Source organism: Pseudomonas knackmussii B13 (assembly GCF_000689415.1).
Classification (GTDB): Bacteria; Pseudomonadota; Gammaproteobacteria; order Pseudomonadales; family Pseudomonadaceae; genus Pseudomonas; species Pseudomonas knackmussii.
In genome coordinates this window covers 1,962,705-1,989,341 of the sequence record NZ_HG322950.1, presented here as the reverse complement: position 1 = coordinate 1,989,341, position 26,637 = coordinate 1,962,705, and the positions used below count along the sequence as shown (strand labels likewise).

The following is a 26,637-nucleotide window of genomic DNA, read 5'->3' as shown; positions in this document are numbered from 1 at the left end:
TCAGAGCAGGCTCAGCTCGCGGGCACGGCGGATCGCTTGGGTCCGATTACGCACCTTGAGCTTCTCGTAGATGTTGTGCAGGTGCCATTTGACGGTTCCCAGGGCCAGCGACAGCTTCTGGCCGATCTCCTCGTTGGAGAGTCCCTGGGCAGCCAGACACACCACTTCCCGCTCGCGGTCGGTCAGCCCTTCCTCGAGCACGTCCTGTGCCTTGCGTATTTCCTGTCCTGGCCAGGCGGACAACAGGCCGCGGATGAAGACCTGCAGCGCCGGCTGGCGTTCGGTGGACTCGAGTTGCTGGAGGAGCAGGCGGATGCCCTCGCCCTCCTCGATGAAGAGGCTACGCACCCCTTCGCGCTCGGCGCCGATCAGGCATTGACCGAGCAGACTGTTGGCGCGCTCCTGGTAGCCCAGGCGCTGGTAGCTGAGCGCCGCCAGCAGGTCCAGGCGCAGGCGCTGCAGACCGTGCCAGCCGGGTTGCAGCAGCGCGCGCAGTTGGGTGATCTCGTGCAGCGCTTCGCTGAAATGGCCGCGCGCCTGCAGCAGGCGCACCCGGCTGATGCCGCGTACCCAGAGCACCGGGTTGAACGGGCCCTGGCGATACGAAGCAGCGAGCTTCTGCCAATCGATGCCGTTGAGGCGCTGCTCGGCGCGCTTGCAGCGGTCGGCGGCCGGCTCCTGGAGAATCAGGTTGATCTCCTCCCCCACCGCCATGGCGAAGATGCGCCAGGAGTGGTTGCGCGACGCCAGCGCCTGCATCAGGCCGAGGGTCGCCAGGGCCTCCTTGCTGCGCCCCTGCAGGCGCTGGATGCGCGCCAGGCACTGCACGCCCTGGGCGTACAGATCGATGGGGTTGATCACGTCGACCCGCCCCAACGCCCAACGCAGGCGGGCCTCCAGGCCATCGAGCTCCATGCGGTAGTAGGCCGTCAGGCTCTCGGTGATCGCCGGCAGGGCCAGGGCCTGGGAGCGCCGGTCGAACAGCGGCACCGCCTGCTCGCGGACGCGATCGACCAGCAGCTGCGCCTGCTTCACGTGGCCTTGCTCCAGCGCCAGCATCACCTCGATGGTGGACAGCTGCATGTGCAGGTAGCGGCCGTCGAGGAAATGATTGCGCTGCTGCGCCAGCCCCATCAGGCGCCGCGCCTGCTCGGCCTGGCCATGCATGACCTGGGCGAAGGCGGCGACCAGCAGGATGGCGCACTCGAGGAACGCCGAGTTCTGCCCCAGCTGGCTCTCCACCCGGCGCGCCAGGGCGATGCACTGTTCGAGATCGTCCTTCTGCAGCGCCAGCACGGCCTTCACCGCCAGCGCCGACAGGTATTGGTCGCCCATGGGCGACTGCGGCTTGCCGTCGCTCCAGCGCGCCAGCAGCTCGTCGAGCATGCGATTGGCTTCGGCGAGGCTGAGCTCGGTGGCGCGGGTCCAGACATCGCTGAGCACCAGGATCGGATAGCGCGCGGCGATCTCGTCCGGCACGTGCCGGCGCCAGCGCGAGATCAGGTACAGCTGGCCGCGGTTGATCAGCTCCAGACCGTAGCCATCGACCAGCGCGGCTAGCATTTCCGGGTCTTCGGCCAGGCAGGCGTGTTCGATCGCCAGGGTCGGCATGTGGTGGTTGGTAAACCACAGGCTCGCGTTGAAGTGCAGCTGCTTGAAGCGTTCCGGCTCGCGATCGCGCAGGTGCGCGCGGAGGAAGTCGGCGAACAGCTGGTGGAAGCGGTACCACTGGCGCTCGCGGTCCAGCGGCAGGAGGAAGAGTTGCAGGCTGTCCAGGCGCTCCAGCAGGGCCTGGCCGTCCTGGCGACCAGTCAGGGCATTGGCCAGGTCGCCGTTCAGGCGACTGGCCACGCTCAGAGACAGCAGGATGCTACGGATGTCGTCGGGTAGGCGCTCGAAGACCGCGCGCAGTAGATAACCACCGACCGCCGCCTGGTCACCGCGCAGGGCCTCGAGGTTCAGGGGCGTGCCGCTGGGTTGCTGACGCAGCCACAGGCTCACCAGGTGTACCCCGATCACCCAACCCTCGGTCTGCGTGTACAGCGCGCGCAGGCATTCGTCGGCCAGTTCAAGACCGCTGCGGCGGAAGTAGTCGCGGGTCTGTTCTTCGCTCAGGCGCAGCTCTTCGAGGCCGACTTCCAGCAACAGACCCTTGGCGCGCCAGGTGGCCAGGCTGAGCGGCGGCAGCGAACGGCTGCCGATGGCCAGGGTGAAGGCTGGCGGGGCGTACTGCACCAGGCGGTTGAGGCCACCGAGGATTTCTTCGTGGCCAATGCGATCGAAGTCATCCAGCACCAGCAGGACCGGCTGCTCGCAACGCGCCAGGTCCATCAGCAGGCTTTCCATGACTGCGACGACCGGCACACGCAGGGTGTTCTGCAGGTAGCTCTGGGCATCGGCGCCGACGCCGGGCAAGGCGGCGGCGAGCGACTCGGTCAGCCGGGTGCAGAAGCGCACCGGGTCGTCGTCGGCACTCTCGAGGGAAATCCACACCACGTGGTGGCCGCGTTCCTCACGCTGAGCTGCAAGCGACGCCAAAGCGGCACTCTTGCCGAAACCGGCAGGCGCAGAGAACAGCAGGACTCGGAAATGCTTGGAACGATCCAGTGCGGACTGGACCTGGGGAAGGTACAGATGATCGGCAGGCACCTGGGGGAGCGAAGACTGATGACGCGAAAGGCTGCCGGCTGCGGTTTTGAACACGACGTCCACGGCCTATATCCCTGTTTCATTATCGTTGTGGTACGGAGCATGGCTTCCGCGGGATAATCCAATTCTTATCAGAATGCCTTTCCTACGTAAACCGAGGAAACGGCTCTAGCATCGGACTTTTCAGACAAGCAGCAGCCCCTGCTTGGAGCGCCCTCACCCCACCTATGTCCCATTACCTCGTACACCCTCTGCCCTATCGGGAAGATCCTGCCGCGTATTTCACGCGCATCAGTCGGGCTCCAGGCGCCGTCCTGCTTGATGCAGGCAGGCCAGTGGCCACACGTGGACGCTATGACCTTATGAGCGCCTGGCCATTGGCAGAACTGGCGCCAGGCACTGACGAATCGGCCAAGGATTTCTTCGATCGCCTGCGAGACGCCTTGCAGAGCCTCGGCAATCTGCAACCGGCCGAAATTCCGGATCTGCCATTCGTCGGGGGAGTGATCGGCTATCTGAGTTATGACTTCGGCCGGCGCATCGAACGGCTGCCGCAATGCAGCGCCGACGACCTGGGTCTACCCGAGGCGCGTGTCGGTCTGTACACCTGGGCGCTAATTAGCGACCACCAGCAGCGCACGAGCCAGCTGGTGTTTCATCCGCATCTGGGTCAGGACGAGCGCCAGCGCTTGATGGCGCTGTTCGAAAGCGGCGAGCCGGCACACGCGGAAGAGCCCTTCCGCCTGCAACGCGGCTTCCGCCCGGACCTGGAAAAGGCGCAGTACCGCGAAGCGCTGGAGCGCGTACAGGGCTACATCCTTGCCGGCGACTGTTACCAGGTGAACTACACCCAGCGTTTCCAAGCCCCCTGCAGCGGCTCGCCGTGGCTGGCCTATCAGGCGCTGCGCCAGGCCTGCCCGACACCCTTCGCCGGCTACCTGGCGCTGGAAGAAGGCGCGATCCTCAGCCTGTCGCCGGAACGCTTCATCCAGATGCACAAGCGCCAGGTGGAGACCCGCCCGATCAAGGGCACCCGCCCCCGCGGGCGCACGCCGGAAGAGGACGCAGCGAACGCCGAAGCGCTGCTGGCCAGCGAGAAGGACCGCGCGGAGAACCTGATGATCGTCGACCTGCTGCGCAACGACCTGGGGCGCAGCTGCACGCCAGGCAGTGTGCGAGTGCCGGAGCTGTTCGCCCTGGAGAGCTACCCCAACGTGCACCACCTGGTCAGTAGCGTCACCGGCGAACTGGCGCCGGACAAGGACGCCCTCGACCTGCTGCTCGGCAGCTTCCCCGGCGGCTCCATCACCGGTGCGCCGAAGATCCGCGCCATGCAGATCATCGACGAGCTGGAACCGACTCGCCGCAACATCTACTGCGGCAGCCTGTTCTACCTCGACGTGCGCGGCGAGTTGGACAGCTCCATCACCATCCGCACTGTGCTGGTGAAAGACGGCCAGGCCAGTTGCTGGGGCGGCGGCGGCATCGTTGCCGACTCGAACTGGGAAGCCGAGTACGAGGAATCGCTGACCAAGGTCGATGTGCTGCTGCGAACCCTGGAGCAGCTGTAAATCCCACGCATGAAAAAGGCCCGCGTCAGCGGGCCATTTTCGTTTACACAGCCGAAATTACAGGCTGAGCTCGCGGTTCGACGCCTTGAGGAATTCCTGCTTCAGGTCCTCGTAGGTGTGCACCGCCGGGAACTGCGGGAACTCGCGGATCACGTTCTCCGGCGCATGGAACAGGATGCCGGCATGGGCTTCGCTGAGCATGGTGGTGTCGTTGTACGAGTCGCCGGCGGCGATCACACGGTAGTACAGGCTCTTGAGGGCGATCACCGACTGACGCTTGGGATCTTTCTGGCGCAGTTGGTAGCCCACCACGCGATCGGTCTCGTCGGTGACCAGCTTGTGGCACAGCAGGGTCGGGAAACCGAGCTGGCGCATCAGCGGCTGGGAGAACTCATAGAAGGTGTCGGAGAGGATCACCACCTGGAAGCGCTCGCGCAGCCAGTCGACGAACTCCACCGCGCCTTCCAGCGGCTTGAGGGTGGCGATCACTTCCTGGATGTCGGACAGCTTCAGGCCGTGCTCGTCGAGGATGCGCAGGCGCTGCTTCATCAGCACGTCGTAGTCGGGAATGTCGCGGGTCGTCGCCTTCAGCGCATCGATACCGGTTTTTTCAGCGAAGGCGATCCAGATTTCCGGAACCAGAACCCCTTCCAGGTCGAGACAGGCGATTTCCACGAACGTTTTCCCCGCAGGATTTGACAGAAGGCGGCACTCTAGCGGCTCGCCCGAGCCGGCGCAACGCGGCCCTTATACCCAAACAATGCAGTCACCCTTCCTGATGGTTATTTAGGGGCATATCCGCCTCTTTGCTAAGATCGGCGGCCACTACAGCGCACCGCGCAAGAACAACTGGAAGCCGCCTGATGAGCCACCCCTTCGATGTAGCGGAAGTCGCCGCGACTTACGCCAGCAAGTCCCCCCAGGACATCCTCAAGTTCGCTTTCGAGCACTTCGGCGACGACCTGTGGATCTCCTTCAGCGGTGCCGAGGACGTGGTGCTGCTGGACATGGCCTGGAAGATCAACAAGAACGTCAAGGTGTTCAGCCTGGACACCGGCCGTCTGCACCCGGAGACCTACCGATTCATCGAGCAGGTGCGCGAGCACTACGGCATCGCCATCGAGGTGATGACGCCCGATCCGCGTCTTCTGGAACCCTTCGTTAAAGAGAAAGGCCTGTTCAGTTTCTACAAGGATGGCCACGGAGAATGCTGCGGCATCCGCAAGATCGAGCCGCTGCGTCGCAAGCTCTCCACCGTAACCGCCTGGGCCACCGGCCAGCGCAAGGACCAGAGCCCCGGCACCCGCAGCCAGGTCGCGGTGGTCGAGCTGGATGGCGCCTTCTCCACCCCGGAGAAACCGCTATACAAGTTCAACCCGCTGGCCAACATGAGCAGCGAGGAAGTCTGGGCCTACATCCGCATGCTGGAGATTCCCTACAACAGCCTGCACGAGCGCGGCTTCATCAGCATCGGCTGCGAGCCCTGCACCCGTCCGGTGCTGCCGAACCAGCACGAGCGCGAAGGCCGCTGGTGGTGGGAAGAAGCCACCCAGAAGGAATGCGGGCTGCACGCCGGCAACCTGATCAGCAAGGGCTGAAGATGGGCCGCAGGTTTGCACCTGCGCCCTGCTCTACCGGGACAGCAGACGAGGTAGATCGATGCGTATCACCCTGGTGAAGAAGGTCCTCGCCGATGGCGAGGACTGCGGCAAATGCAAGGACGTCCAGCAGCGCCTGGAGCGCGGCGGCTATCTCGATCGCATCGATCGCGTGCTGGTCGCCGACGAGCGCAATCCGTCCAGCAGCGGCTGGATGGTCGCCGCGCAGTATGGCGTGGAAACCGCCCCCTTCTTCGTGGTGCGCCATGACGACGGTCGCGAGCAGGTCTTCACGGTGTTCATGAGCTTCCTCCACGAGATTCTCGAAGGCCGTGGCCCCGCCCCTGCGGACGACCCCGAGGTGCTGGCCGAACTGGCCGCACGGAACGACCTCGATCACCTCTGACGCCTTCTCGCGACATTTTTTTCACCGCCGGTTAATGCCGCGTTCATTCTTCGCCCCTTAGAGTGCGGCCGTGCGGGCTCGCCACGAGCCCCGTTGCTCAAGCGGTTCCGACTCTTCATGCAAAGCCCTCACCTCGTGTCCTCGTCCAGCCTGCTGGAGCACCTCAACCACCAGGTCTTCCTGGCTATCAACGCCGGCCCCGACACGCCGACCTGGCTGCTGGGCTGCGCCCGTTTCGTGGCGACGGTGCCGCTCTTCCTGTTGCCGCCGCTCCTGCTTGGCCTCTGGTGCTGGGGAGACCGCGCAAAGCGCGGTGCTCTGCTGCGAGCGCTTTCGGTCACCGTCGTTGCCCTGCTGATGGGATTCCTGATCGGCGCTCTCTGGCCGCATCCACGCCCCTTCGCCATCGGCCTGGGGCACGCCTGGCTGCAGCATGCGGACAATGCCTCCTTCCCCAGTGACCACCTCACCATCTTCGCCAGCGTGGCCCTGAGCCTACTGTTCGACGATGCCTACCTGCTGGGCGCAGCGCTTGGGCTGGTTGGCCTGGCGGTCGGATATGCACGGGTCTACCTGGGCATCCACTTCCCGCTCGACATGCTCGGCGCCCTGGCCGTATCGGCCGTCGGCAACAGCCTGGTCTGGGTGCTCTGGCAACGTCACGGCGCGCCCCTCACACAGCAGGCGGAGAATCTGTATCGGCGCTGCCTGGCACCCGCCATAGCGCGAGGTTGGGTACGAGACTGATCGCCCAAATGAAAGCGCCCGGCAATGCCGGGCGTTTTCGTTTTCGATATTCAGGCTCAGTAGACCGGCAACTCGATGCCTTCGAACAGTTCGTCCAGCTCCGTCTTGTTGTGGCATTGCACCGCCTTGGCCAGCAGGTCACGGGTCAGGTGCGGTGCGAACTTCTCGATGAAGTCGCACATGAAACCGCGCAGGAAGGTGCCGCGGCGGAAGCCGATCTTGGTGATGCTGGACTCGAACAGGTGGCTAGCGTCTAGCATCACCAGGTCGCTGTCGAGCTTGGGATCGACCGCCATGTGCGCCACGATGCCCACGCCCAGGCCCAGGCGCACGTAGGTCTTGATCACGTCGGCGTCGGCCGCGGTGAACACCACCTTGGGCTGCAGGCCGCGCTGGTTGAAAGCCTCGTCCAGCTTCGAACGGCCGGTGAAGCCGAACACGTAGGTAACGATCGGCTGTTCGGCCAGCAGTTCCAGGGTCAGCTTCGGCACCTTGGTCAGCGGGTGGCCCTGGGGCACGATCACGCAACGATTCCAGCGATAGCAGGGCATCATGATCAGGTCGCCGAACAGCTCCAGGGCCTCGGTGGCGATGGCAAAGTCGACGGTGCCGTCAGCAGCCATCTCGGCGATCTGCATGGGCGTGCCCTGGTGCATGTGCAGCGACACATCCGGGTACTGCTTGATGAAGCTGCCGATCACGCCAGGCAGCGCATAGCGCGCCTGGGTGTGGGTGGTGGCGATGGACAGCGTGCCCTTCTTCTCGTTGGAGAACTCCTGGGCGATCTGCTTGATGCTCTCGACCTTGCGCAGGATCTCCCCGGCGGTCGTGATGATGCGCTCGCCGGCCGGCGTGACGCGGGTAAGGTGCTTGCCGCTGCGGGCGAAGACTTCGACGCCGAGTTCGTCTTCGAGCAGGCGGATCTGCTTGCTGATGCCCGGCTGCGAGGTGTACAGGCTCTGCGCCGTGGCGGACACGTTCAGATCGTGGTGCGCGACTTCCCAGATATAGCGCAGTTGCTGAAGCTTCATGGAGGTTCCTCGAAATGGATGTCGCGGCCCGCGATCCCGGGCTCTGCTTTTATAACCATATTAATGGTTTAGGGAATAAAGTTAGACGTTTTTTGGGAACCTGCCTACCACTCGTCCAAAGTCCCCGTCCGTTTCCCTGCAGAATCGCGCGAAGCTCCATTGCAGAGCGGCTGCGTGCCACTGCGCCGCTCGTCGTACTCAACGATGCTGGAGCATCGGCACCAGGTACACCGGCACCTCGGCCAGTTGCACCACGCGCGCGGCGGTTCGCCCCAGGGGCGTATTGAGCCCGTCTCCGTGGCTGTGGCTGCCCGCGACGATCAGGTCCACACCCAGGCGCTGCGCCTCTTCGAGGATCACCATGGGCGGGTCGCCCAGCATCACGCGCACCGAGCGGATCAGCCCTGCGTCCGGCTGCAGCTCGCCCAGTTCATCGCGAAAGCCTTCCATCACCCGCTTCTCGATATTGCCCATCACCGTCTGCATCCCCGAAGCGCGCAGCTCGGCCAGGGTTTCGCTATCCAGATAGGTCTGCAGCACCGAATCGGCGAACAGCCCCATCGGCTCTACCGCATGTACTACATAGAGTTCAGCCGAATAAGCGCGAGTCAGCGACAAGGCGTGTTGCAGGACGTAAGGCGCGTAAAGACCAAGATCGGTGGCATAGAGAATGGAGCGGATCATGCGGCCTCCCACTGCCTGGAACGGCGGGCCTTAGAGCAGCGTAGCAGCAACTGGAGAAGACCACCGACGGCGCGCCGCCGGCTTCAGTTGGCAACTTTCTCGTTGCTTACCCCGTGCGGCACATGGCCAGTCGCGACGACCTTGCTGGCACGCTCGCAATGCCCCGGCTGGTCGTCGAAGAACACATCGGCGGAAAACGCCTCGAGGAAGGCCGATTTGTCCAGGCCGCCGAGGAACAGCGACTCGTCGAGACGAATATCCCACTCGCGCAGGGTGCGGATCACCCGCTCGTGAGCCGGCGCCGAGCGCGCGGTAACCAGCGCCGTGCGGATCGGGCAGGACGCCTGGGGGAAGGCGCGCTGCACACGGTTCAGCGCGGCCAGGAAAGGTTTGAACGGGCCGCCGCCCAAGGGCTCGCGAGCGGATTCGCGCTCGCGGTTCTGGAAGGCTTCCAGCCCGCCTTGCTGGAACACCCGCTCGGCCTCGTCGGAGAACAGCACGGCATCGCCATCGAAGGCGAACCGCAATTCATCCGCCGCATCGCGCTGAGCACCGCCAGAAAGGATGGTCGCCGCAGCGAAGCCGTTCTCCAGCGCGCCGCGCACATCCTCTACGTGGGTCGAGAGGAACAGGTGGCAGCCAAAGGCCTTGAGGTACAGATAGGGACTGCTGCCGCCGGAGAAGGCCGCGCGGGAAATCTCCAGGCCGTGCTGCTGGATGGAATTGAACACGCGCAGGCCGGTATCTGCGCTGTTGCGCGAGACCAGCACCACCTCCACCAGTTGCCGCTCCAGCCGCGCATTCAGAGCCAGCAGCTTCTGCACCAGCGAAAACGCATCGCCAGGCTGCAGCACCTCGTCCTCATGGGAGATCTGGTACTGGCGGTAGGCTTCAACCCCATCGTTCTCGTAGACCTCGTGGCTTTCACGCAGGTCGAACAATGCCCGCGAGGAAATCGCCACCACCAGCTTGTCGCCCAGCCCTGCCGCCATGCTTGTCTCTCCCTCAGCGTTGCTGATTGCGTGCATCCAGGAAACGTAGCGCAGCCAGCAATGACTCGATGCGAGGCAGCTGTGCGCCTGCCTGCGCAGCGGCAGCCAAGGGCGCTCCATAAATGGCTTGCAGCTCCAGCGGACGATGCTGGGCAAAATCGTGGTACATGCTCGGCAGGTAGTCCGGCATGCGCTCGGTGGCGTCGAGCATCGCCGCCGGATAGCCGGCAGGCAATTCATGGCCACAAGCTGCGGCTCCCTGCATGACCTCGTCCATGATCGCGGCGATCAATGCGCGACTGTCCGGGCTGGCCATGAGATCGCGGGTGCCGCTATCGAGCAGCACCGAAAGACCGTTGTAGGGGATGTTCCAGACGAGTTTCTGCCAGCGCGCTTGCTCCAGGTTCGGCATGGCCTTGGAATCCAGGCCGGCGGCGCGGAACATCGCCGATCCCTCTTCAGCGATCGCCAGTTGCGCCTCCGAATCGACCGCAGGCCCCGAGTGATAGCCAAGGTGTACCGCCCCCAGCGCCTGGTGCTCGACGACACCCGGTGCCGATCGATGCACGCAGATGTAGCAAAGGCCGCCGAGCAGGTGCAGCGAGTCCGGCAGCAGCGCGCGCATGCCCTCTTCCACCGCGAAGCCATTCTGCAGCAGCAGGACCTTCGCACCTGGCGCCGCCGCGCGGGCGATTATCGGGGCCAGTTCGGCATTGCTGGTGGTCTTGGCGCCAACCAGCACCCAGTCGCAGGGTGGCATGTCGGCGACATCGTGGTACGCCTGAACTGACTCCAGCGCCAGGGCGCCATGCACCTGGCTGTTTAATCGCAGGCCGTTTTCGGCTACCGCGGCGTACTCGCTGCGCAGCAGGAAATGCACGTCGAAGCCGGCACGCGCCAGCAGCAGACCGTAGAAACCGCCAATAGCGCCGGTGCCGATGACACCGATGCGGACATTCTTCATCTAGGGCAACTCCTCGGGGGCGCGCGTCGCGGCGACGCCCAGGGCTTCGGCCAGGGCTGGGGCGCGCAAGGGCGCCAGCACGCGGCCATGGAAACTGCCATCGCGAATCAGGAACAGCGCCGGCAGGTGAAAGACTTCATAGCACTCGACGAGGCCACCGTTGCGCTCCGCATCGATCCACGCAAGGCGATCCACCGGCAGCCCCATTTTGGGCAGCTGTGCGCACGCGAATCGGCAGGCGGAGCAACCTTCGCCAGTGAAGATCAGCAGTGTGTCGCCGGGCAGCGCCAGCAGCTGATGCTCGGCATCCAGGTCAGTCAGTTCGAGCGACGGCACTATACTCAAGTCGATGCCAACACCATAAAGATTGCAGTCGGAGTACTCCGTCATGCGTCAGTTCCTACGCCACCCGTGCGATCTGCCGGTCGAGTTGATCATCCGCAAGCAGACCTTTCTGCCCCGCCAGCGCCTGTACAATATCAGCCTCGGCGGTGTCGCCTGCAACGCTCCGCGCGGCTTTCGCCGCGGCACCTCGGTTGAACTGCGAGTCCCCCTGCTCGGCGACGCCGCGCGCTGCCCTGGCGTGGTGGCCTGGAGCCGCAAGCTGAGCGACGACTATCTGGTGGGAGTCGCCTTCATCGACGAGGACACGCTGTTCCGCGCGCGCATGGTCGAGCAGGTCTGCCAGATCGAGCACTACCGCCGCCAGCGCGAGCTGCGAAGCGGAGAGGTATTGTCGATCGAAGGTACCGCCCTGGAATGGATCGCCTTCAACGCCGCCGACTTCCCGCTGTTCTGTTCGATCTAGGCGGGAAAAAGCGCTCGACGCCCCGTCACTCGGGCATTCTCCCTGACTTTGCCCATTGTCGCGGGCGTGCCAGCACGTTAAGGTTCGGGTTCCCCGTAGCGACATCCTTGCCCGCGCCCCATCGCATGGGGGTTCCTGGCGGCCGGCACCCGTGACCTGATTGAGTACCACGATGGCTGATTTACAGATCGACGACCTTAACGTTGCCTCCAACGAGACCCTGATCACGCCGGAGCAGCTCAAGCGCGAAATCCCCCTGACCGACGCGGCGCTGAGCACCGTTGCCAATGGTCGCCAGGTAATTCGCGACATCCTGGATGGCAAGGACCACCGCCTGTTCGTGGTCATCGGCCCCTGCTCCATCCACGACATCAAGGCTGCTCACGAATACGCCGAACGCCTGAAAGTCCTGGCCGCCGAAGTAGCTGACACCCTGTTCCTGGTGATGCGCGTGTACTTCGAGAAGCCGCGCACCACCGTCGGCTGGAAGGGGCTGATCAACGACCCGTACCTGGACGACTCCTTCAAGATCCAGGACGGTCTGCACATCGGCCGCCAGCTGCTGCGCGACCTCGCCGAGATGGGCCTGCCCACCGCAACCGAAGCGCTCGACCCGATTTCCCCGCAGTACCTGCAGGACCTGATCAGTTGGTCGGCCATCGGCGCGCGCACCACCGAATCCCAGACCCACCGCGAGATGGCCTCGGGCCTGTCCTCGGCGGTCGGTTTCAAGAACGGCACCGATGGCAGCCTGACCGTGGCGATCAACGCCCTGCAGTCGGTTTCCAGCCCGCACCGCTTCCTCGGCATCAACCAGGAGGGTGGTGTGTCCATCGTCACCACCAAGGGCAACCGTTACGGCCACGTGGTACTTCGCGGCGGCAACGGCAAGCCGAACTACGACTCGGTGAGCGTCGCCGTCTGCGAGCAGGAACTGACAAAGGCCAAGGTGCCGCTGAACATCATGGTCGACTGCAGCCACGCCAACTCCAACAAGGATCCAGCCCTGCAGCCGCTGGTGATGGACAACGTCAGCAACCAGATCGTCGAAGGCAACAACTCGATCGTCGGCCTGATGGTGGAAAGCCACCTGGGCTGGGGCAACCAGCCGATTCCGAAGGATCTGTGCCAGCTGCAATACGGCGTTTCCATCACCGACGCCTGCATCGACTGGGATGCCACCGAGAAGGCCATCCGCAGCATGCACAGCAAGCTGAAGGATGTCCTGCCCAAGCGTCAGCGCGGCTGAGCGTAGGCAGAAATGAAAACGCCGGGCATTGCCCGGCGTTTTCGTTTGCGCTCGCGATTCAGGCCGTGCGATCGGCGTGACGCGGGTGGCGCTCCAGGTAGCGTTCAACATACGAGCACGAGGGAATCACGCTGTAGCCCTTGCGCTCGGCGTACTGGAGAGCATGTTCGGTGAGCGCCGCGGCGATGCCGCGGCCGCGCAGGCCGTCGGGTACGAAAGTGCGGTAGATGTCGAGAGTCTGCTTGCCCAGATCCATGTAGGCCAGATAGGCACGATGACCGTCAACAGTCGTCACGAACTGGTGGCTGGTTTCATCATGATGGATGGACAACGACTCACTCACTTGCACTCTCCTCTCCCGGGCCTCACAACTCGACCCGCACCTGATTGATCTTGTTCAGACGGAGGTTCACTTCGGCCGTTCCGGTCCCCATCAGGACAGTCAGGTAGACTCGGCCGTCCTCCACCCTGTGCAGCACACCCTGGTAATAAGTACCATCAAAAGTGATGAACTGCAGGCGCTTGCCGGTGTACTTAGCAAGGCTGGCGATATCGACGAAGCCATATTGCTGCGTTCTCTTCTCGGACTCAACCGTTTCTTCCGCAGCGATCTTCTGGGTCGCCGAATCCACGGTGATTTTTTCCTTGTGCGGGTCGACCCAGGCAAAACCGATCGGCGTCACCGACTGCTGGTTGACCAGTACAACCGGCTTGAGCATGCCGACCACGTCCTTGGCCTCGAAGAACTGCAGGCCATCCCAGCTCATGCCCTCGGTCGGCGTCATCTCCAGGCGTAGCGATTGTGGGTCGGCCAGGTAGCGGCCGTAGGCATCCAGCAGTGGCTTGTCGAGCGCCACGCGCTGGCCGCGGAGGTTCTTGTCGAATACCTCCACTGCCTTCTTCAGGTAGGTGGCTTTGTCCACACCCATCTTGGCCGCGCAGAACTCCTGGACCCGGCGCTGGTACTGGTTGTCGTCGAGTTCGACAGTGACACTCGAAACGCGCGGCGGGTTCACGCGCATGTCGCCAGGGCGCTCGGAAACGTTGCTCAGCGACATGCTCACACGGGTATCGGCCATGTCACGAACGTCCGAACGCATATTGAAGGTCAGCTTCTGCGCGCCAGGTTCGAACAGGTACGAGAACTCGACGTCGGCATCCAGCGAGCGGTAGCCCATCTCCAGCAGTTCATCCGAGCCGATGTTACGCACGCTGCCACAGGCGACCTCGCTCATGGCAGTGAACACACTGCGCTCGGCGGGCTGTTGGTAAAGCGCCTGGATGAACGGGCCGTGAACCATCAGCTCGACGCCATCGAGCTCCACCGCCATCTGCTCCGGCATCTTGCCGTCAGCGAGGCGCTCCTTAAAGCTGAGCAGTTCGCGCAGGCCGTTGAACTTCAACTGGGCGTGGGCGACTTTCAGGCTGTCGTGAGCGGCCGGTACCCGTATCACCACGTTCTTCAAACCGACCCGGCCGTCGAACGACGAGGAAATGCCGCCGTAGCTGACATCCACCACCGGCGCCATCTTGGCTACCGCGTCATTGACGATGCTGCGTACCGAAAGCCACAGGGAAACCTTGATGAGCACGGCCACCGCCACGACCAGCAGCAGGGCCCACTTGAAGAATTTGGACATCGGATAGGACTTCCTTGTGTGAATTCTTGTACGAATGATGGCAGCTTAACAGCAGGCAGGCGGCGTCTCCACGCACGCTCGACGGAAACCCGCCAGGAGCCCGCCAGAGAGTGACAGCCATCGCAAATTGACGACTGACCAACCAGTCGGTCAAAGCGCTTTACGCTCGCCATGGCCGCCAGTATGTTCTGCGCCTCGCCTTTTTCCAGGAAGCCCGGCCATGAGCGAACTGATCAGCTATCAACTCGAAGACGGTATTGCCACCCTCACCCTCGCCAATGGCAAGGTGAACGCCATCTCCCCCGCTGTGATCGAAGCCTTCAACCAGGCACTCGACCGCGCCGAGCAGGACCGCGCGGTAGTGATCCTCACCGGCCAGCCGGGCATCCTCTCCGGCGGCTACGACCTCAAGGTGATGACCTCCGGCCCGGAAAACGCCGTAGCCCTGGTGGCTGCTGGCTCGACCCTGGCCCGGCGCATGCTCGCCCACCCGTTCCCGATCATCGTCGCCTGCTCCGGTCATGCCGTGGCCAAGGGCGCGTTCCTGCTGCTCTCCGCCGACTACCGCATCGGTGTGGACGGCCCGTTCCAGATCGGCCTGAACGAAGTGGCCATCGGCATGACCATGCACCACGTGGGCATCGAACTGGCCCGCGACCGCCTGCGCAAATCGGCGTTCAACCGCTCGGTGATCAACGCCGAGATGTTCAACCCGCAGGACGCTGCCGCTGCCGGCTTCCTCGACAAGGTGGTGGCGCCCGAAGCCCTGCTCGACACCGCCCTCGCCGCCGCCCAGCAACTGAAGAAACTGAACATGACCGCGCACCGCAACACCAAGCTGAAAGTGCGCCGGCAGCTGCTGGAAACCCTCGACCAGGCCATCGAGCAGGACAAGAAGCACCTCGCCTGATACCAGGCCAGCCCTCCGAGAAAGCCCGGCCTTGCGCCGGGCTTTTTTCTGCGCGCTGAAAAGCGCGGCAGGAACCGCTCAGCGGGTACCAGGAACTCGGTTGTAGGAACCCGGCTCCAATAGTTACGAAAAAAGCAATACTGATTAATCTACTTTGCTATTTTTCAAAAATTATTGCGCGATAACCTATTGATGAGCCCCACGAACAACCCAACCCAGAGGTACTCATCATGAAACTCCAACTGATCGCCAGCGCCGTTTTTGCCACCGCCGCCCTGTTCGCTGCCCAGGCCAGCTTCGCCGAAGAATCGCCGCAGATGCACGACCGCATGGTCCAAATGAACCAGGCCGCGATCCAGCAACAAGCCGAGCGGACCGCCAGCCAGCAGGACGCCGCCGTCCAGCCGGCCCACCAGGGCTGATAGACGCAGCGCACCACCACGGAGTACGCAGCATGTCCCCGCTTCGATCCAGCCCAGCCCGGCGTGCTGCCGGGCAGCCCAAAGCCACGACCGGTCAGGGTGATCGGTCGCTGGACCGCAGCCTCGCGTATCCGGGTGCGCGGGTCCTGCTGCTCGCGGAGCATCGCCAGCGCAACCGTACCAATGCCGGAAAAACATCAACCGCGCTGATAGTTGAAAGCAACGAAGTTCGTTATTCCATCGAAGGCCCTGCTGGGAAACTGAGCCCATTCCCACTCCCGGCAGCCCTCACCATGAGCCGACCCACCGCTCGACATGCGCGCAACGGCGCCCTCGCCAGTCTCGGCCTGTACAGCATCGTGATCCTGGTGCTGCTGGCGCTGACCGGCGGTTTCGATCGCGCCAGCCACGTGCAGGCCGATAACATCGACAGGTCGGCCCTGTTCCAGCGCGTCAACCAGGTCGTGCCCAACGCCCTGGCGGTGCTCCAGCAATCCTTCAGCCCGCGCTCCTGACAGCCAACGGTGGCACCCGCCGCCAGCTTGCCCATACTCATTGCTAGTCCACGCCGGGTAGTCCGGCGCGCCCGCCTTTACCTGCCTGGGGAAAGCGCCCATGGGCCGAGTCATAGCATCCGCCGTCTACTGCAAGGGCAAGAAGGTCTCCGACATCCCGCTCGAGGACGGATATCGCTGGGCCTGCCAGCCCGACCACTTCGTCTGGACCGGCCTGCAGGAACCCACGCCCGAGGAACTGAGCAACCTGCAGCGGCAGTTCAACCTGCACGAACTGGCGATATCCGACGCCCTGGAGAAACACAGCCGGCCGAAGCTGGAAACCTTCGGCGACGCCCTGTTCATGGTCATCTACTCGCCGGTGCGGGCAGACAATCGGCTGATGTTCGTGGAAACCCACCTGTTCGCCGGCATCGGCTACATCATCAGCGCCCGTCACGGCTTCTCGCAGTCCTACGCGCAGGTGCGCCAACGCTGCGAGGCACGCCCTCTGTTGCTGGCCCACGGCACCGATTTCGTGCTCTACGCCCTGCTCGACTTCGTGGTCGGCAACTACGAGCCGGTGGTCGAGGCGATCCGGGAAGAAATCGAGCAACTGGAACAACGCGCCTTGCGCTACTCGCTGACCCAAGAGGAGATCGAGCGCATCTACGGGCTGCGCCGCGAGGTGCTCAAGCTCAAGCATTACGCCGCGCCCATGGTGGAGATCTGCCAGGAGCTGCAGCGCCTGGACTTCCCTTTCATCGACAAGCAGATGCGCCCCTACTTCCGCGATGTGGCGATCCACGTCAATCGCCTGCTTGAAGACCTCGGCTCGCTGCGTGACATCGCCAGCCAGACCATCGAGGTCGGCCTGCTGCTGGAGTCCTCGCGGCAGAGCATCGTGCAGCGCAAGTTCGCCGCGTGGGCGGCCATCCTCGGCTTGCCCACTGCGGTGGCCGGCATCTACGGGATGAATTTCAGCTACATCCCCGAGTTGCACTGGCACTACGGCTACTTCCTGGTGATGGGCCTGCTGGTGATCGGCTGCGTCGGCCTGTACATCAGCTTCAAGCAGGCGGACTGGCTGTAATCCCCACAAACGAAAACGCCGCTCATTCGAGCGGCGCTTTTGCGATCAGCAAACGGATCAGGCGGCGTTCTGCTCGTCCTTTTTCCGGCCTTGCTGGACGAAGCGCATCATCCACTCCGCCACCGCGGTGCCTTGGTGCGAACGCTCGAGGCTGTCGATACCCTGGCGATAGACCGGCTCGCTGAAGATCTCGCGACGCAGGTTGAGGATCGCCGCGGAATAGTCGGCCATGAACTCCGGGTGCCCCTGGAAGCACAGCACCTGGTCGCCGACGGCGTAGGCGGCGTTCGGGCAGAAGTCGCTGGAGGCGATGCGCCGGGCGTTGGGCGGCAGCTGGGTGACCTGGTCCTGGTGGCTGACCAGCAGAGTCAGGTCGTCCAGAGCCGGTTGCATCCATTGCGGCTGCTCCTCGACGCGATAGTCGTGGATGCCCACGCCCCAACCCTGGCTCGCACGCTCGGTCTTGCCACCGAGCAGCAGGGCCAGCAGCTGGTGGCCGAAGCACACGCCAAGCAGCTTGTCACCGCGCTCGTAGCGGGTCAGCAGATAGGCCTTGAGCTTCTGGATCCACGGATCGTCGCCGAAGGAGTCGTGCTTGCTACCGGTCACCAGATAAGCGTCGTAATGCTCGCTGTCGGGCGGGTAGTGCCCCTCCACCACGTTGTACACCTTGAACTCGGCGGCTACCGGTTGCTTGGCGAACAGCTGCTGGAACATCCAGCCGTAGCCGGTGTACTGACCGATCAACTCGGGACGCAGGATATCGGTTTCCAGAATGCAGATTTGCAGCGACATGCAGTGGGGGTTCCTGGGGGGTTGGCGAATGTGAGCTAAGGGCTTCCTGATACCTTTGAAAAGCGCGTGAAAATTACGCTCAATTTTTTCACCACACAAGAAAGCAAACCCTTTTCTTGCGGGAAATTTCAGGGGAAATACCCGAAAAATCGTCTTGCATCAATGCCAGAAAAAATCATGGCGACATGCGGTCCCGCGAGAGCTAGCCGATCCGCAGCCGCACCAGTGCCGCCGAGGCTTCCAGCACGTCGGCATACTCGCCCTGCAGATTGCCCAAAGCCATGGCGTGAACCGCCTCTGCACTGCGCAAATTCCCGAGAAAATCCCGCTTTTCGAAGGCAAAGCAGGCATCGGCCACTACATGCGTTCGAAAACCAAGATTGCCGGCACTTCGCGCCGTGCCCTCCACCGAGTTGTTGGTGCTGACGCCGACGATCACCAGCTCCTCGATCCCACGCACCCGAAGCCAGCGTTCCAGGCCGCTGTTGACGAAGGCATCGGGCACGTTCTTCTCCACCACGTGCTCGTGCGCCAACGGCGCCAGTTCAGGCTGGAACTCCACCCCCGGTTGCCCCGGCCAGAACGGCGAGCCGGGCGTACGGGAAATGTGCCGGACATGCACGATGGGCGCCTCCGCCGCGCGCCAGGCCGACAGCAGCTCGGCGATGCGTATTTCGGCCTGCGGGTTGTTGCGCGGCACGGGGCAGTCGCGCATGCCTTTCTGCATGTCGATGATCAACAGGGCGGGCTGGGCCATGCTCGGGTCCTTGGCGTGGGCAAAGCCGCATCCTACGACTGTCACCGGCAAGAAAAAACCGGCCTCAGTGGCCGGTTTCGTCTTATGGCTATTCGTAGGAGAGAGCTTGCTCGCGAATGGGCCTCGTGCCGGGGCTGTTCGCGAGCAAGCTCGCTCCTACAGGTTCCGCACGGTCAGAAGGTTTCCCCGCGCGCCGCCTTCTCGCGCAGCAGCGCCGGCGGCTCGAAGCGTTCGCCGTACTGCTCTGCAAGGTACTGCGCGCGAGCGATGAAGTCCTTGAGCCCGTACTGGTTGATGTACTGCAGCGCACCGCCGCTCCAGGCAGCGAAACCGATGCCGAAGATCGAGCCGATATTGGCGTCGGCGGTGGACGTCAGCACGCCCTCCTCAACGCAACGCACCGTCTCGATGGCCTGGACAAAGAGGATACGGTCGCGCACGTCTTCGGCCGGGATCATCCGGTCGGCCTTCTCGAAGCGCTGCTTCAGCTCCGGCCAGAGGTGCTTCTTGCCGTTGGCGGGATAGTCGTAGAAGCCGCCGCCCGCCGCCTTGCCGGGGCGCTTGTACTCGTTGAGCATCAGGTCGACCACGGCGAACGCCGGGTGCTGCGGCAACGCCTTGCCTTCGGCTTGCAGGTCCTTGCGGGTCTGCTCGCGGATGTGGCTCATCAGGCTCAGCGAGACTTCGTCGCTGATCGCCAGCGGCCCCACCGGCATGCCGGCCTGGCGCGCCTGGTTCTCGATCATCGCCGCCGGCACGCCCTCGCCGAGCATGGCCAGGCCTTCGTTGGTGAAGGTGCCGAACACCCGCGAGGTGAAGAAGCCGCGGCTGTCGTTGACCACGATGGGGGTCTTCTTGATCTGCAGGACGTAGTCGAAGGCGCGCGCCAGGGTGGCGTCGTCGGTCTTCTCGCCGCGGATGATCTCCACCAAAGGCATCTTGTCCACCGGGCTGAAGAAGTGCAGGCCGATGAACTTCTGCGGTTGCGCCACGGCCTGGGCCAGGCCGGTGATCGGCAAGGTCGAGGTGTTGGAGGCGATGACTGCATCGGCCAGGGCGGCGCTCTCCGCCGCGGCGGTGACCTTGGCCTTGAGCGCGCGGTCCTCGAAGACCGCTTCGATGATCAGGTCGCAGCCTTCGAAGTCGGAATCGCTCGCGGTCGGCTTGATGCGGGCGAGGAAGGCGTCGCGCTTCTCGGCGGTCATCTGGCCCTTGCCGACCTTCTTCTCCAGCAGCCCGGCCGAGTAGGCCTTGCCGTTCTCCGCCGCTTCGATGGAAACGTCCTTGAGCACCACCTCGATGCCGGCGGCCGCCGAGACATAGGCGATGCCCGCGCCCATCATGCCGGCGCCAAGCACGCCGACCTTCTTCGTGACATAGGCAGGATGGCCCTGCGGGCGCGACATGCCGGCGTTGATCTCGTTCAGCTGGAACCAGAAAGTGCCGATCATGTTCTTCGCCACCTGGCCGGTGGTCAGCTCGGTGAAGTAGCGCGCTTCGATCAGTTGCGCGGTGTCGAAGTCGACCTGGGCGCCCTCGACGGCGGCGCACATGATCTTCTCCGGCGCCGGGAAGCAGCCCTTGGTCTTGTCGCGCAGCACGCTCGGGGCGATGGCGAGCATCTGCGCCACGTTCGGGCTGGACGGCGTACCGCCGGGTATCTTGTAGCCGGCGGTGTCCCACGGCTGCTTGGCCGCAGGGTTGGCGGCGATCCATTCGCGGGCCTTGGCCAGCATGTCGTCGCGGTCGCTGGCGATCTGATGGATCAGACCGGCCTTGAGCGCCTGCTCCGGGCGCACCTTCTTGCCTTCGGCGAGATACGGCAGGGCCTTCTCCAGGCCGAGCAGACGCACCATGCGCACTACGCCGCCGCCACCGGGCAGCAGGCCCAGGGTGACTTCCGGCAGGCCGAGCTGCACATGGCTTTCGTTCAGCGCGATGCGGTGGTGGCAGGCCAGGCAGATTTCCCAGCCACCGCCCAGGGCGGCGCCGTTGATGGCGGCGACCACCGGCTTGCCGAGGGTTTCCAGGCGACGCAGCTGGCCCTTGAGGACCAGGATGCCTTCATAGAACGCCTGGGCGTCGGCCTTGGTGACCTTGATCAGTTCGTTGAGGTCGCCGCCGGCGAAGAAGGTTTTCTTGGCGGAGGTGAGGATCACCCCGGCGATGGAATCCTTCTCGGCTTCCAGGCGGGCGACAGTGGCGGCCATGGCTTCGCGGTAGACGCCGTTCATGGTGTTGGCGCTCTGGCCGGGCATGTCCATGGTCAGGACGACGATGTTGTCCTGATCTTTTTCGTAGCGGATGGCTTCGGTCATTTTTGTTCTCCGGCCTCAAACCCTTTCGATGATGGTGGCGATGCCCATGCCGCCGCCCACGCAGAGGGTGGCCAGGCCGTAGCGCAGGTTGCGCCGCTCCAGTTCGTCGAGCAGGGTGCCGAGGATCATGCAGCCGGTGGCGCCCAGCGGGTGGCCCATGGCGATGGAGCCGCCGTTGACGTTGACCTTGCTCTCCGGCACGCCCATGTCCTTCATGAACTTCATCACCACCGAGGCGAAGGCTTCGTTGACCTCGAACAGGTCGATCTCGTCGACACGCAGGCCGGCCTTGGCCAGGGCCTTGCGGGTCGCCGGCGCGGGACCGGTGAGCATGATGGTCGGGTCGGTGCTGGTGACCGCGGTGGCGACGATGCGCCCGCGCGCCTTCAGGCCCAGCTCGCGGCCCTTGGCCTCGGAGCCGATGAGCATGGCGGCGGCGCCGTCGACGATGCCGGAGCTGTTGCCCGGGGTGTGCACGTGCTCGATGCGCTCGACATAGCTGTATTTGCGCAGGGCGCTGGCGTCGAAGCCCATCTGCCCCATCATCTCGAAGCTCGGCTTGAGCGCGCCCAGGCCCTCGAGGGTGGAGTCGGCGCGGATGAATTCGTCATGGTCGAGCAGGACGATGCCGTTCTGGTCGGTCACCGGTACCAGGGACTTGGCGAACAGCCCTTCGGCGCGGGCCTTGGCGGCCTTCTGCTGGGAACGCAGGGCGAAGGCGTCGACGTCCGCGCGGCTGAAGCCTTCCAGGGTGGCGATCAGGTCGGCGCCAATGCCCTGCGGCACGAAGCTGGTGTGCAGGTTGGTTTCCGGGTCCAGCGCCCAGGCGCCGCCGTCCGAGCCCATGGGCACGCGCGACATGGATTCCACGCCGCCGACCACGACCAGGTCCTCGAAGCCGGAACGCACCTTCATCGCGCCCAGGTTCACCGCCTCCAGGCCCGAGGCGCAGAAACGGTTGATCTGCACGCCGGCGACCTGTTCGTCCCAGTCGGCCACCAGTGCGGCGGTCTTGGCGATGTCGGCGCCCTGGTCGCCCACCGGGGTCACGCAGCCGAGGACGATGTCGTCGACCTGCGCGGTGTCCAGTCGGTTGCGCTGCTGCAATTCACGCAGCAGGCCGGCCATAAGGTTCACCGGCTTGACGCTGTGCAGTGCGCCGTCCTTCTTGCCTTTGCCGCGGGGAGTACGCACCGCGTCGTAAATGAATGCTTCGGTCATGGCGCTCTCTCGTAGAGTTGTCGTCACGCGGACTGGGGCGTGTCGGCCTACCTTAGCGGCGCAGCGGCCGCGGACAATGACCGGATCGCTCAGGGCAATTGACCGCCGCGCTCAGGCCGGCCGACCGGCGGCGATGACTTGGCATGCTCTACCGCGGCTTCGGCCTCGTCGCCGGATGAACGGTCGACCTGCGAGCCAGAGCGGTCACGTCGCTGTCATATAGAAGGAATAACCCTGAGGGCTCGGGATTTGCTGCCAGATCGTCTAAGCCCGCGCCAGCCGGGGCTTAGACTCAGATTTTGCAGTGCCTATGGACGCCGTTGCCGGGTTTTGCCGGGGCGGTCGGATTGCAAAGCCAAGGTCAGGACCATTCACCGTCGAGCCGTACAGGCGAGTGAGGGCCGGACCCACAACAAGAAAGGCGGACAACCATCATGACGGACCAACAACCGAAAAAATGGCGTCAGGCCGGCCTGATCGTCATCGTCACCACAGTCGTTCTGATCATTCCCAACCTCACTCGCCTGGTCGGCTGACCTTCCACGCCTCTGCCTGCCGCTGCGTCTGCGTGCCTCGAAGGCCGCCGCAGTGCAGGCAGCAGTGCCGCGCGAGCCCATCCTCTGCTATGTTTCGGCAGCTAAATTGCCGGAGCCCTTCCATGCGCGCCCTCCTGTCGCTGCTGCTTCTGTTGTGCCCCACGGTCTTCGCCGCCGACCTGACCCTGGAACTGCCCTCGGGCAAGCGCGTCCTGAGCAGTGCGCAACTGCTGGTCAACCCGCAGGCGAAGAGCATCGAGATCAAGGACGACGTGTCCTACCACCGCACCATGCGCTATCGCGCCGTGCCGGTGGCCGCCCTGCTCGAAGGGGTCGATGCGCAGGCTCACATCCAGGCGGTGGCCCTGGACGGTTTCGTCGCCGAATTGCCCGCCGCGCCGCTGCTGCAGATCGAAGGCTCGCGCGCCTGGCTGGCCATCGAGGACAGCACCAAGCCCTGGCCGCCGCTGGCGGAGGGCAAGCCGTCCGCCGGCCCCTTCTACCTGGTCTGGACCAATCCCAAGGCCTCCGGCATCGCCCCGGAACAATGGCCGTTCCAGGTCAGCACCCTGCGCGCGCTTACTTCGGTGGCCGATCGCTTCCCGGCGCTGGTCCCGGCCAAGGACGCCACCGCCGATGTGCAGGCGGGCTTCGCCCTGTACCAGAAGCACTGCATGGCCTGTCACCGCCTCAACGGCGCCGGCGATGCGCAGTTCGGCCCGGACCTGAACCAGCCCTTCAGCCCCACCGAATATTTCGCCAAGGATTACCTGCGCACCTACATCCGCGATCCGCAGAGCCTGCGCAAATGGCCGCAGGCGAAGATGCCCGGCTTCAGCGAGGAAACCCTCAACGAGGGTGAGCTGGACCAGTTGATCGAGTACTTCAAGCACATGGCCGCGCTGCGCCAGGCGATGATGCCGTAGCTGCAGCGTGGGCGCGGCCCCTGGCCGCGAATCGCGGACAAGGGCCGCTCGTTTCTGGATCCCCGCGTTCGCGGGGACGACGCGGGAGTGGGCGAATCTTGATCCCGTCGCTCCCGCGAACGCGGGAGCCCAAATGACAGTTGCTCCTGGCACCGCCGGCTCTCGTAGGAGCGGATCTCATCCGCGAAAGCTCCCCACTCCGATACCACCTGCAGGAGCGCGCCATGCGCGCGAATCGCGACCATGGCCCGCTCCTACAGGCTCCCACCTAGATGTTGTATTCCTTCGGCGGCTCGGGCAGTTGCCCCAGCAGGTCGTGCAGGCCGGCCGACCACTGCTTGCGGATGCTCGCGTAGTAGGCGTCGTCCTCGGTGACCCGGTAGCCAGCCGGCAGGATCAGGCTGTCGCGGTGATACACCAGCAGGTCCAGCGGCATGCCTACCGAGAGGTTGCTGCGGATGGTCGAATCGAACGAGACCAGGGCGCAGCGCAATGCCTCACCCAGCGGCGTGTCGAACGCGAGGTTGCGGTCGAGGATCGGCTTGCCGTACTTGCTCTCCCCCAGCTGCAGGAAGGGCGTGTCCTCGGTGGCCTGGATGAAATTGCCCTGCGGATAGATGCTGAACAGCTCCGTCGGGCCGCCGGCGATCTGCCCGCCGACCAGGAAGGAGCAGGTCAGGTCGGTGTTGCCGGCCAGCGGCGCAGCATCGCGCGCCACCACCTCGCGCACAGTGCTGGCGACCAGCTCGGTGGCGTCGTAGAGGGTCGGCACGCTGTGCAAATTGGCCCGGTTCGGGTCGTCCAGGCGCTGCTTGAGCAGGTTGACCACCGACTGCGAGGTGGCCAGGTTGCCAGCACTTTGCAGGACGATCAGCCGTTCCCCCGGCACACCGAAGGGAAACAGCTTGCGGAAGGTGGCGATGTGGTCGATGCCGGCGTTGGTCCGCGAGTCGGAGGCGAACACCAGCCCCTCGGCCAGGCTCATGGCGACGCAATAGGTCATGGCAATGCTGTCCCGTGGAGATGGTCGGGGAATACTAGTCCATGCGCGGCAGTCGCCCAGCCGCGCACGACGGCCCTATTGCTGGGACGAACGCAGCAGCGGCGGTGCAGCCACTCGCGCATGCATCTGCACACCGACCCCGCCGCCACGGCGCATGCCACGCACAGGGCAGGCATCGAGGTAGTCCAGCCCCACCGCCAGTTTCAGGTGGCGCTCCGGACGTGACAGCTCGTTGGTCACGTCGAAGCTGTACCAGGCGTCGTCCAGCCAGGCTTCGGCCCAGGCGTGGCTGGCCAGGTCCTGATCGCTGCCCTGGTACAGGTAGCCGGAGACGAAGCGTGCCGGAATCCCCAGGCTGCGGGCGCACGCGAGGAACGCATGGGTGTGGTCCTGGCAGACCCCGGCGCCACCGGCGAAGGCCTCCGCCGCGGTGCTGTCGGCGTGGGTGACGCCGGGCTGGAACGGCATGTGCTGGTGCAGCCCGTGCATCAGCGCGATCAGGGCGTTGCGATCACGGCTCGCACCGCACTGTGCTTCGGCGAAGGCGCGCAGGGCGTCATCCGGCATCGTCAGGCGCGTGTAGCGCAGGAACGGCAGCGGCGAATGGCTGTCGTGCTCCGCTTCGCGCTGCTCGTCGATCTCCACCTGGCCGCGGGCGCGGATCACCACCGCCTCGTGGGGCTCGTCAATGCTCAGCACGTGCAGCACATTGCCGAAGGGGTCGAGTTGCGCCTTGGCCGGGCACGGCAGGGTCAATTCCCAGCTGAGCACGTGCTGGCGTTCGCTTTCCTGGGGAGTCAGGCGCAGGTACTGGATGCTCGCGCGCACCGAGTCCTCGTAGCGGTAGGTGGTGTCATGGCTGATGGAGAGTTTCATACGACCTCCAGATAGGAACTGTGGATGGCCCGCGCGAGTTGACGGATCAGCAGGATGAAGTCGGTGAGCCAGGCGTGCAGGCCACCGTCGAGGATTTCGTCGATCGCCGTGTAGCGCAGGCGCGCGTCCAGCTCGGCGGCCAGGCGCTGCGCCGGGCGGCCGTTGTCGCCGGGCAGCTCGGCGAGGATGCTGTTCAGCTCCTCGGTGCAGGATCGTAGCGAGCGCGGCGCCTCGGCCCGGAGCAGGAGCAGTTCGGAGACCAGGCGCGCGCTAGGGGAGTCGCGATAGAGCTCGTTGTAGGCCTCGAAGGAGGACAGCGCGCGGAGCAAGGCACTCCACTGGTAGTAGCCGCGCGCCGAGCTGTCGCTGACTTCCTCGGCCTCTTCGCCGAGCATCTCGTAGCGCGCATCGAGCAGGCGCAAGGTGTTGTCCGCACGCTCGATGAAGGTCCCCAGGCGAATGAAGCTGTAGGCCTCGCCGCGCATGATGGTGCCGTAGGTGGCGCCGCGGAACAGGTGCGAACGCTCCTTTACCCACTCGCAGAAACGGCTGATGCCATAACGACCGAGCCCTTCCTGGGCGATGCTGCGCATCTCCAGCCAGGTGGCGTTGATGTTCTCCCAGATGTCCGCGGTGATCCGCCCGCGCACCGCGTGGGCATTGCCCCGCGCGGCCTGCAGGCAACGGTAGATGCTCGCCGGGTTGTCCGCGTCGAGGGCGAAGAAGTTCAGCATGCGCTCGGGCTGCATCTGCCCGTGGCGACTCAGGTAGTCGTCCATGGTCCCGGTGATCAGCAGCGGCATGGCCAGTTCGTCCTTGCCGCCGCCGCGATCGTCCTGCGGCATGAGGGACAGCGAATAGCTCACGTCGAGCATGCGCGCGAGGTTCTCGGCGCGTTCCAGGTAGCGCGACATCCAGTACAGGTCGGCTGCGGTACGGCTCAGCAT

General features: G+C 64.5%; 27 protein-coding genes. 11 read left to right on the top strand and 16 right to left on the bottom strand.

Features of this window, described 5'->3' with window-relative positions; genetic code table 11:
• Entirely contained in the window at nucleotides 1-2,712 is a 2,712-nt protein-coding gene (locus PKB_RS09560; protein ID WP_084166595.1) for a winged helix-turn-helix domain-containing protein, read from the bottom strand.
• A 164-nt stretch (nucleotides 2,713-2,876) separates the two neighbouring features.
• On the opposite strand from PKB_RS09560, the gene pabB reads away from it, so the two are divergent.
• Nucleotides 2,877-4,220, top strand: a complete 1,344-nt coding sequence (gene pabB, locus PKB_RS09555; RefSeq protein WP_043251134.1) for an aminodeoxychorismate synthase component I — start codon at nucleotides 2,877-2,879, stop codon at nucleotides 4,218-4,220.
• Nucleotides 4,221-4,277: 57 nt separating this feature from the next.
• Here pabB and thrH read toward each other — a convergent pair whose 3' ends face one another.
• Nucleotides 4,278-4,895 carry a bifunctional phosphoserine phosphatase/homoserine phosphotransferase ThrH gene (gene thrH / locus PKB_RS09550; RefSeq protein ID WP_043251132.1) on the bottom strand — a complete coding sequence of 206 codons (618 nt, stop codon included), beginning with the start codon at nucleotides 4,893-4,895 and terminating at the stop codon, nucleotides 4,278-4,280.
• Between the two features lie 188 nt (nucleotides 4,896-5,083).
• On the opposite strand from thrH, the gene PKB_RS09545 reads away from it, so the two are divergent.
• The 3 genes from PKB_RS09545 to PKB_RS09535 all read left to right on the top strand — a co-directional run bounded on the left by PKB_RS09545 (nucleotide 5,084) and on the right by PKB_RS09535 (nucleotide 6,971).
• Entirely contained in the window at nucleotides 5,084-5,818 is a 735-nt protein-coding gene (locus PKB_RS09545; protein WP_043251130.1) for a phosphoadenylyl-sulfate reductase, read from the top strand.
• 61 nt (nucleotides 5,819-5,879) lie between these two features.
• Nucleotides 5,880-6,224 (top strand): hypothetical protein, encoded by a 345-nt coding sequence (locus PKB_RS09540; RefSeq protein WP_043251127.1) that lies wholly within the window; start codon nucleotides 5,880-5,882, stop codon nucleotides 6,222-6,224.
• Nucleotides 6,225-6,341: 117 nt separating this feature from the next.
• Nucleotides 6,342-6,971: a phosphatase PAP2 family protein gene (locus PKB_RS09535; RefSeq protein WP_043257112.1), complete on the top strand. Its 630-nt coding sequence runs from the start codon at nucleotides 6,342-6,344 to the stop codon at nucleotides 6,969-6,971.
• Nucleotides 6,972-7,027: 56 nt separating this feature from the next.
• Here PKB_RS09535 and cysB read toward each other — a convergent pair whose 3' ends face one another.
• The 5 genes from cysB to PKB_RS09510 all read right to left on the bottom strand — a co-directional run bounded on the left by cysB (nucleotide 7,028) and on the right by PKB_RS09510 (nucleotide 11,032).
• Nucleotides 7,028-8,002: an HTH-type transcriptional regulator CysB gene (cysB, locus tag PKB_RS09530; RefSeq protein ID WP_043251125.1), complete on the bottom strand. Its 975-nt coding sequence runs from the start codon at nucleotides 8,000-8,002 to the stop codon at nucleotides 7,028-7,030.
• Between the two features lie 198 nt (nucleotides 8,003-8,200).
• Nucleotides 8,201-8,686, bottom strand: coding sequence for a universal stress protein (locus PKB_RS09525; protein WP_043251123.1), 486 nt, complete (start codon nucleotides 8,684-8,686; stop codon nucleotides 8,201-8,203).
• Nucleotides 8,687-8,769: 83 nt separating this feature from the next.
• Nucleotides 8,770-9,678 carry a 5'-nucleotidase gene (locus tag PKB_RS09520; protein ID WP_043251119.1) on the bottom strand — a complete coding sequence of 303 codons (909 nt, stop codon included), beginning with the start codon at nucleotides 9,676-9,678 and terminating at the stop codon, nucleotides 8,770-8,772.
• A 13-nt stretch (nucleotides 9,679-9,691) separates the two neighbouring features.
• Nucleotides 9,692-10,642, bottom strand: a complete 951-nt coding sequence (locus PKB_RS09515) for a putative 2-dehydropantoate 2-reductase (protein ID WP_043251118.1) — start codon at nucleotides 10,640-10,642, stop codon at nucleotides 9,692-9,694.
• The gene (locus PKB_RS09510; protein ID WP_043251115.1) at nucleotides 10,643-11,032 is read right to left on the bottom strand and encodes a YbbN family protein; all 390 of its coding nucleotides are present in this window, start codon (nucleotides 11,030-11,032) and stop codon (nucleotides 10,643-10,645) included.
• On the opposite strand from PKB_RS09510, the gene PKB_RS09505 reads away from it, so the two are divergent.
• Nucleotides 11,031-11,450, top strand: a complete 420-nt coding sequence (locus PKB_RS09505; RefSeq protein WP_043251113.1) for a PilZ domain-containing protein — start codon at nucleotides 11,031-11,033, stop codon at nucleotides 11,448-11,450. The two genes, PKB_RS09510 and PKB_RS09505, sit on opposite strands and share 2 nt — an antisense overlap.
• 172 nt (nucleotides 11,451-11,622) lie before the next feature.
• Nucleotides 11,623-12,699 carry a 3-deoxy-7-phosphoheptulonate synthase gene (locus PKB_RS09500; RefSeq protein WP_043251111.1) on the top strand — a complete coding sequence of 359 codons (1,077 nt, stop codon included), beginning with the start codon at nucleotides 11,623-11,625 and terminating at the stop codon, nucleotides 12,697-12,699.
• 58 nt (nucleotides 12,700-12,757) lie between these two features.
• Here PKB_RS09500 and PKB_RS09495 read toward each other — a convergent pair whose 3' ends face one another.
• On the bottom strand, nucleotides 12,758-13,042 hold the full coding sequence (locus tag PKB_RS09495) for a GNAT family N-acetyltransferase (protein ID WP_043251109.1): 285 nt from the start codon (nucleotides 13,040-13,042) through the stop codon (nucleotides 12,758-12,760).
• Between the two features lie 22 nt (nucleotides 13,043-13,064).
• A complete protein-coding gene (locus tag PKB_RS09490) occupies nucleotides 13,065-14,339 on the bottom strand; it encodes a hypothetical protein (RefSeq protein ID WP_043251107.1) in 1,275 nt (424 codons plus the stop codon).
• Between the two features lie 220 nt (nucleotides 14,340-14,559).
• On the opposite strand from PKB_RS09490, the gene PKB_RS09485 reads away from it, so the two are divergent.
• The 4 genes from PKB_RS09485 (at nucleotide 14,560) to PKB_RS09470 (ending at nucleotide 17,258) form a co-directional block, all read left to right on the top strand.
• Nucleotides 14,560-15,249 carry a crotonase/enoyl-CoA hydratase family protein gene (locus PKB_RS09485; protein ID WP_043251105.1) on the top strand — a complete coding sequence of 230 codons (690 nt, stop codon included), beginning with the start codon at nucleotides 14,560-14,562 and terminating at the stop codon, nucleotides 15,247-15,249.
• Between the two features lie 230 nt (nucleotides 15,250-15,479).
• Entirely contained in the window at nucleotides 15,480-15,671 is a 192-nt protein-coding gene (locus PKB_RS09480; RefSeq protein ID WP_043251103.1) for a hypothetical protein, read from the top strand.
• Nucleotides 15,672-15,964: 293 nt separating this feature from the next.
• Nucleotides 15,965-16,186: a hypothetical protein gene (locus PKB_RS09475; protein ID WP_043251101.1), complete on the top strand. Its 222-nt coding sequence runs from the start codon at nucleotides 15,965-15,967 to the stop codon at nucleotides 16,184-16,186.
• A gap of 100 nt (nucleotides 16,187-16,286) precedes the next feature.
• The gene (locus tag PKB_RS09470) at nucleotides 16,287-17,258 is read left to right on the top strand and encodes a magnesium and cobalt transport protein CorA (RefSeq protein ID WP_043251099.1); all 972 of its coding nucleotides are present in this window, start codon (nucleotides 16,287-16,289) and stop codon (nucleotides 17,256-17,258) included.
• Between the two features lie 57 nt (nucleotides 17,259-17,315).
• Here the strand turns inward: PKB_RS09470 and PKB_RS09465 are convergent, their stop codons facing one another.
• The 4 genes from PKB_RS09465 to PKB_RS09450 form a co-directional block, all read right to left on the bottom strand.
• On the bottom strand, nucleotides 17,316-18,053 hold the full coding sequence (locus PKB_RS09465; RefSeq protein WP_043251097.1) for an amidotransferase: 738 nt from the start codon (nucleotides 18,051-18,053) through the stop codon (nucleotides 17,316-17,318).
• A gap of 202 nt (nucleotides 18,054-18,255) precedes the next feature.
• Nucleotides 18,256-18,810 (bottom strand): cysteine hydrolase family protein, encoded by a 555-nt coding sequence (locus PKB_RS09460; protein ID WP_043251095.1) that lies wholly within the window; start codon nucleotides 18,808-18,810, stop codon nucleotides 18,256-18,258.
• Nucleotides 18,811-18,983: 173 nt separating this feature from the next.
• The gene (locus PKB_RS09455; RefSeq protein WP_043251093.1) at nucleotides 18,984-21,128 is read right to left on the bottom strand and encodes a 3-hydroxyacyl-CoA dehydrogenase NAD-binding domain-containing protein; all 2,145 of its coding nucleotides are present in this window, start codon (nucleotides 21,126-21,128) and stop codon (nucleotides 18,984-18,986) included.
• 15 nt (nucleotides 21,129-21,143) lie between these two features.
• Nucleotides 21,144-22,349 (bottom strand): acetyl-CoA C-acetyltransferase, encoded by a 1,206-nt coding sequence (locus PKB_RS09450; RefSeq protein ID WP_043251091.1) that lies wholly within the window; start codon nucleotides 22,347-22,349, stop codon nucleotides 21,144-21,146.
• A 658-nt stretch (nucleotides 22,350-23,007) separates the two neighbouring features.
• Between PKB_RS09450 and PKB_RS09445 the strand changes: the two genes are divergently transcribed.
• Nucleotides 23,008-23,811 carry a c-type cytochrome gene (locus PKB_RS09445; RefSeq protein WP_043251089.1) on the top strand — a complete coding sequence of 268 codons (804 nt, stop codon included), beginning with the start codon at nucleotides 23,008-23,010 and terminating at the stop codon, nucleotides 23,809-23,811.
• Between the two features lie 268 nt (nucleotides 23,812-24,079).
• Here the strand turns inward: PKB_RS09445 and PKB_RS09440 are convergent, their stop codons facing one another.
• The 3 genes from PKB_RS09440 to PKB_RS09430 form a co-directional block, all read right to left on the bottom strand.
• Nucleotides 24,080-24,814, bottom strand: a complete 735-nt coding sequence (locus tag PKB_RS09440) for a proteasome-type protease (protein ID WP_043251087.1) — start codon at nucleotides 24,812-24,814, stop codon at nucleotides 24,080-24,082.
• A 75-nt stretch (nucleotides 24,815-24,889) separates the two neighbouring features.
• The gene (locus PKB_RS09435; RefSeq protein WP_043251085.1) at nucleotides 24,890-25,690 is read right to left on the bottom strand and encodes a transglutaminase family protein; all 801 of its coding nucleotides are present in this window, start codon (nucleotides 25,688-25,690) and stop codon (nucleotides 24,890-24,892) included.
• Entirely contained in the window at nucleotides 25,687-26,637 is a 951-nt protein-coding gene (locus PKB_RS09430; RefSeq protein WP_043251082.1) for an alpha-E domain-containing protein, read from the bottom strand. Before PKB_RS09430 ends, PKB_RS09435 begins: the two co-directional genes overlap by 4 nt.

Bases quoted from the DNA above. Each gene is read 5' to 3' on its own strand.
- pabB (WP_043251134.1), top strand. From the start codon at position 2,877: ATGTCCCATTACCTCGTACACCCTCTGCCCTATCGGGAAGATCCTGCC.
- PKB_RS09545 (WP_043251130.1), top strand. From the start codon at position 5,084: ATGAGCCACCCCTTCGATGTAGCGGAAGTCGCCGCGACTTACGCCAGC.
- PKB_RS09540 (WP_043251127.1), top strand. From the start codon at position 5,880: ATGCGTATCACCCTGGTGAAGAAGGTCCTCGCCGATGGCGAGGACTGC.
- PKB_RS09535 (WP_043257112.1), top strand. From the start codon at position 6,342: ATGCAAAGCCCTCACCTCGTGTCCTCGTCCAGCCTGCTGGAGCACCTC.
- cysB (WP_043251125.1), bottom strand. From the start codon at position 8,002: ATGAAGCTTCAGCAACTGCGCTATATCTGGGAAGTCGCGCACCACGAT.
- PKB_RS09525 (WP_043251123.1), bottom strand. From the start codon at position 8,686: ATGATCCGCTCCATTCTCTATGCCACCGATCTTGGTCTTTACGCGCCT.
- PKB_RS09520 (WP_043251119.1), bottom strand. From the start codon at position 9,678: ATGGCGGCAGGGCTGGGCGACAAGCTGGTGGTGGCGATTTCCTCGCGG.
- PKB_RS09515 (WP_043251118.1), bottom strand. From the start codon at position 10,642: ATGAAGAATGTCCGCATCGGTGTCATCGGCACCGGCGCTATTGGCGGT.
- PKB_RS09505 (WP_043251113.1), top strand. From the start codon at position 11,031: ATGCGTCAGTTCCTACGCCACCCGTGCGATCTGCCGGTCGAGTTGATC.
- PKB_RS09510 (WP_043251115.1), bottom strand. From the start codon at position 11,032: ATGACGGAGTACTCCGACTGCAATCTTTATGGTGTTGGCATCGACTTG.
- PKB_RS09500 (WP_043251111.1), top strand. From the start codon at position 11,623: ATGGCTGATTTACAGATCGACGACCTTAACGTTGCCTCCAACGAGACC.
- PKB_RS09490 (WP_043251107.1), bottom strand. From the start codon at position 14,339: ATGTCCAAATTCTTCAAGTGGGCCCTGCTGCTGGTCGTGGCGGTGGCC.
- PKB_RS09485 (WP_043251105.1), top strand. From the start codon at position 14,560: ATGAGCGAACTGATCAGCTATCAACTCGAAGACGGTATTGCCACCCTC.
- PKB_RS09480 (WP_043251103.1), top strand. From the start codon at position 15,480: ATGAAACTCCAACTGATCGCCAGCGCCGTTTTTGCCACCGCCGCCCTG.
- PKB_RS09475 (WP_043251101.1), top strand. From the start codon at position 15,965: ATGAGCCGACCCACCGCTCGACATGCGCGCAACGGCGCCCTCGCCAGT.
- PKB_RS09470 (WP_043251099.1), top strand. From the start codon at position 16,287: ATGGGCCGAGTCATAGCATCCGCCGTCTACTGCAAGGGCAAGAAGGTC.
- PKB_RS09465 (WP_043251097.1), bottom strand. From the start codon at position 18,053: ATGTCGCTGCAAATCTGCATTCTGGAAACCGATATCCTGCGTCCCGAG.
- PKB_RS09460 (WP_043251095.1), bottom strand. From the start codon at position 18,810: ATGGCCCAGCCCGCCCTGTTGATCATCGACATGCAGAAAGGCATGCGC.
- PKB_RS09455 (WP_043251093.1), bottom strand. From the start codon at position 21,128: ATGACCGAAGCCATCCGCTACGAAAAAGATCAGGACAACATCGTCGTC.
- PKB_RS09450 (WP_043251091.1), bottom strand. From the start codon at position 22,349: ATGACCGAAGCATTCATTTACGACGCGGTGCGTACTCCCCGCGGCAAA.
- PKB_RS09445 (WP_043251089.1), top strand. From the start codon at position 23,008: ATGCGCGCCCTCCTGTCGCTGCTGCTTCTGTTGTGCCCCACGGTCTTC.
- PKB_RS09440 (WP_043251087.1), bottom strand. From the start codon at position 24,814: ATGACCTATTGCGTCGCCATGAGCCTGGCCGAGGGGCTGGTGTTCGCC.
- PKB_RS09435 (WP_043251085.1), bottom strand. From the start codon at position 25,690: ATGAAACTCTCCATCAGCCATGACACCACCTACCGCTACGAGGACTCG.
- PKB_RS09430 (WP_043251082.1), bottom strand. From the start codon at position 26,637: ATGCTGAGCCGTACCGCAGCCGACCTGTACTGGATGTCGCGCTACCTG.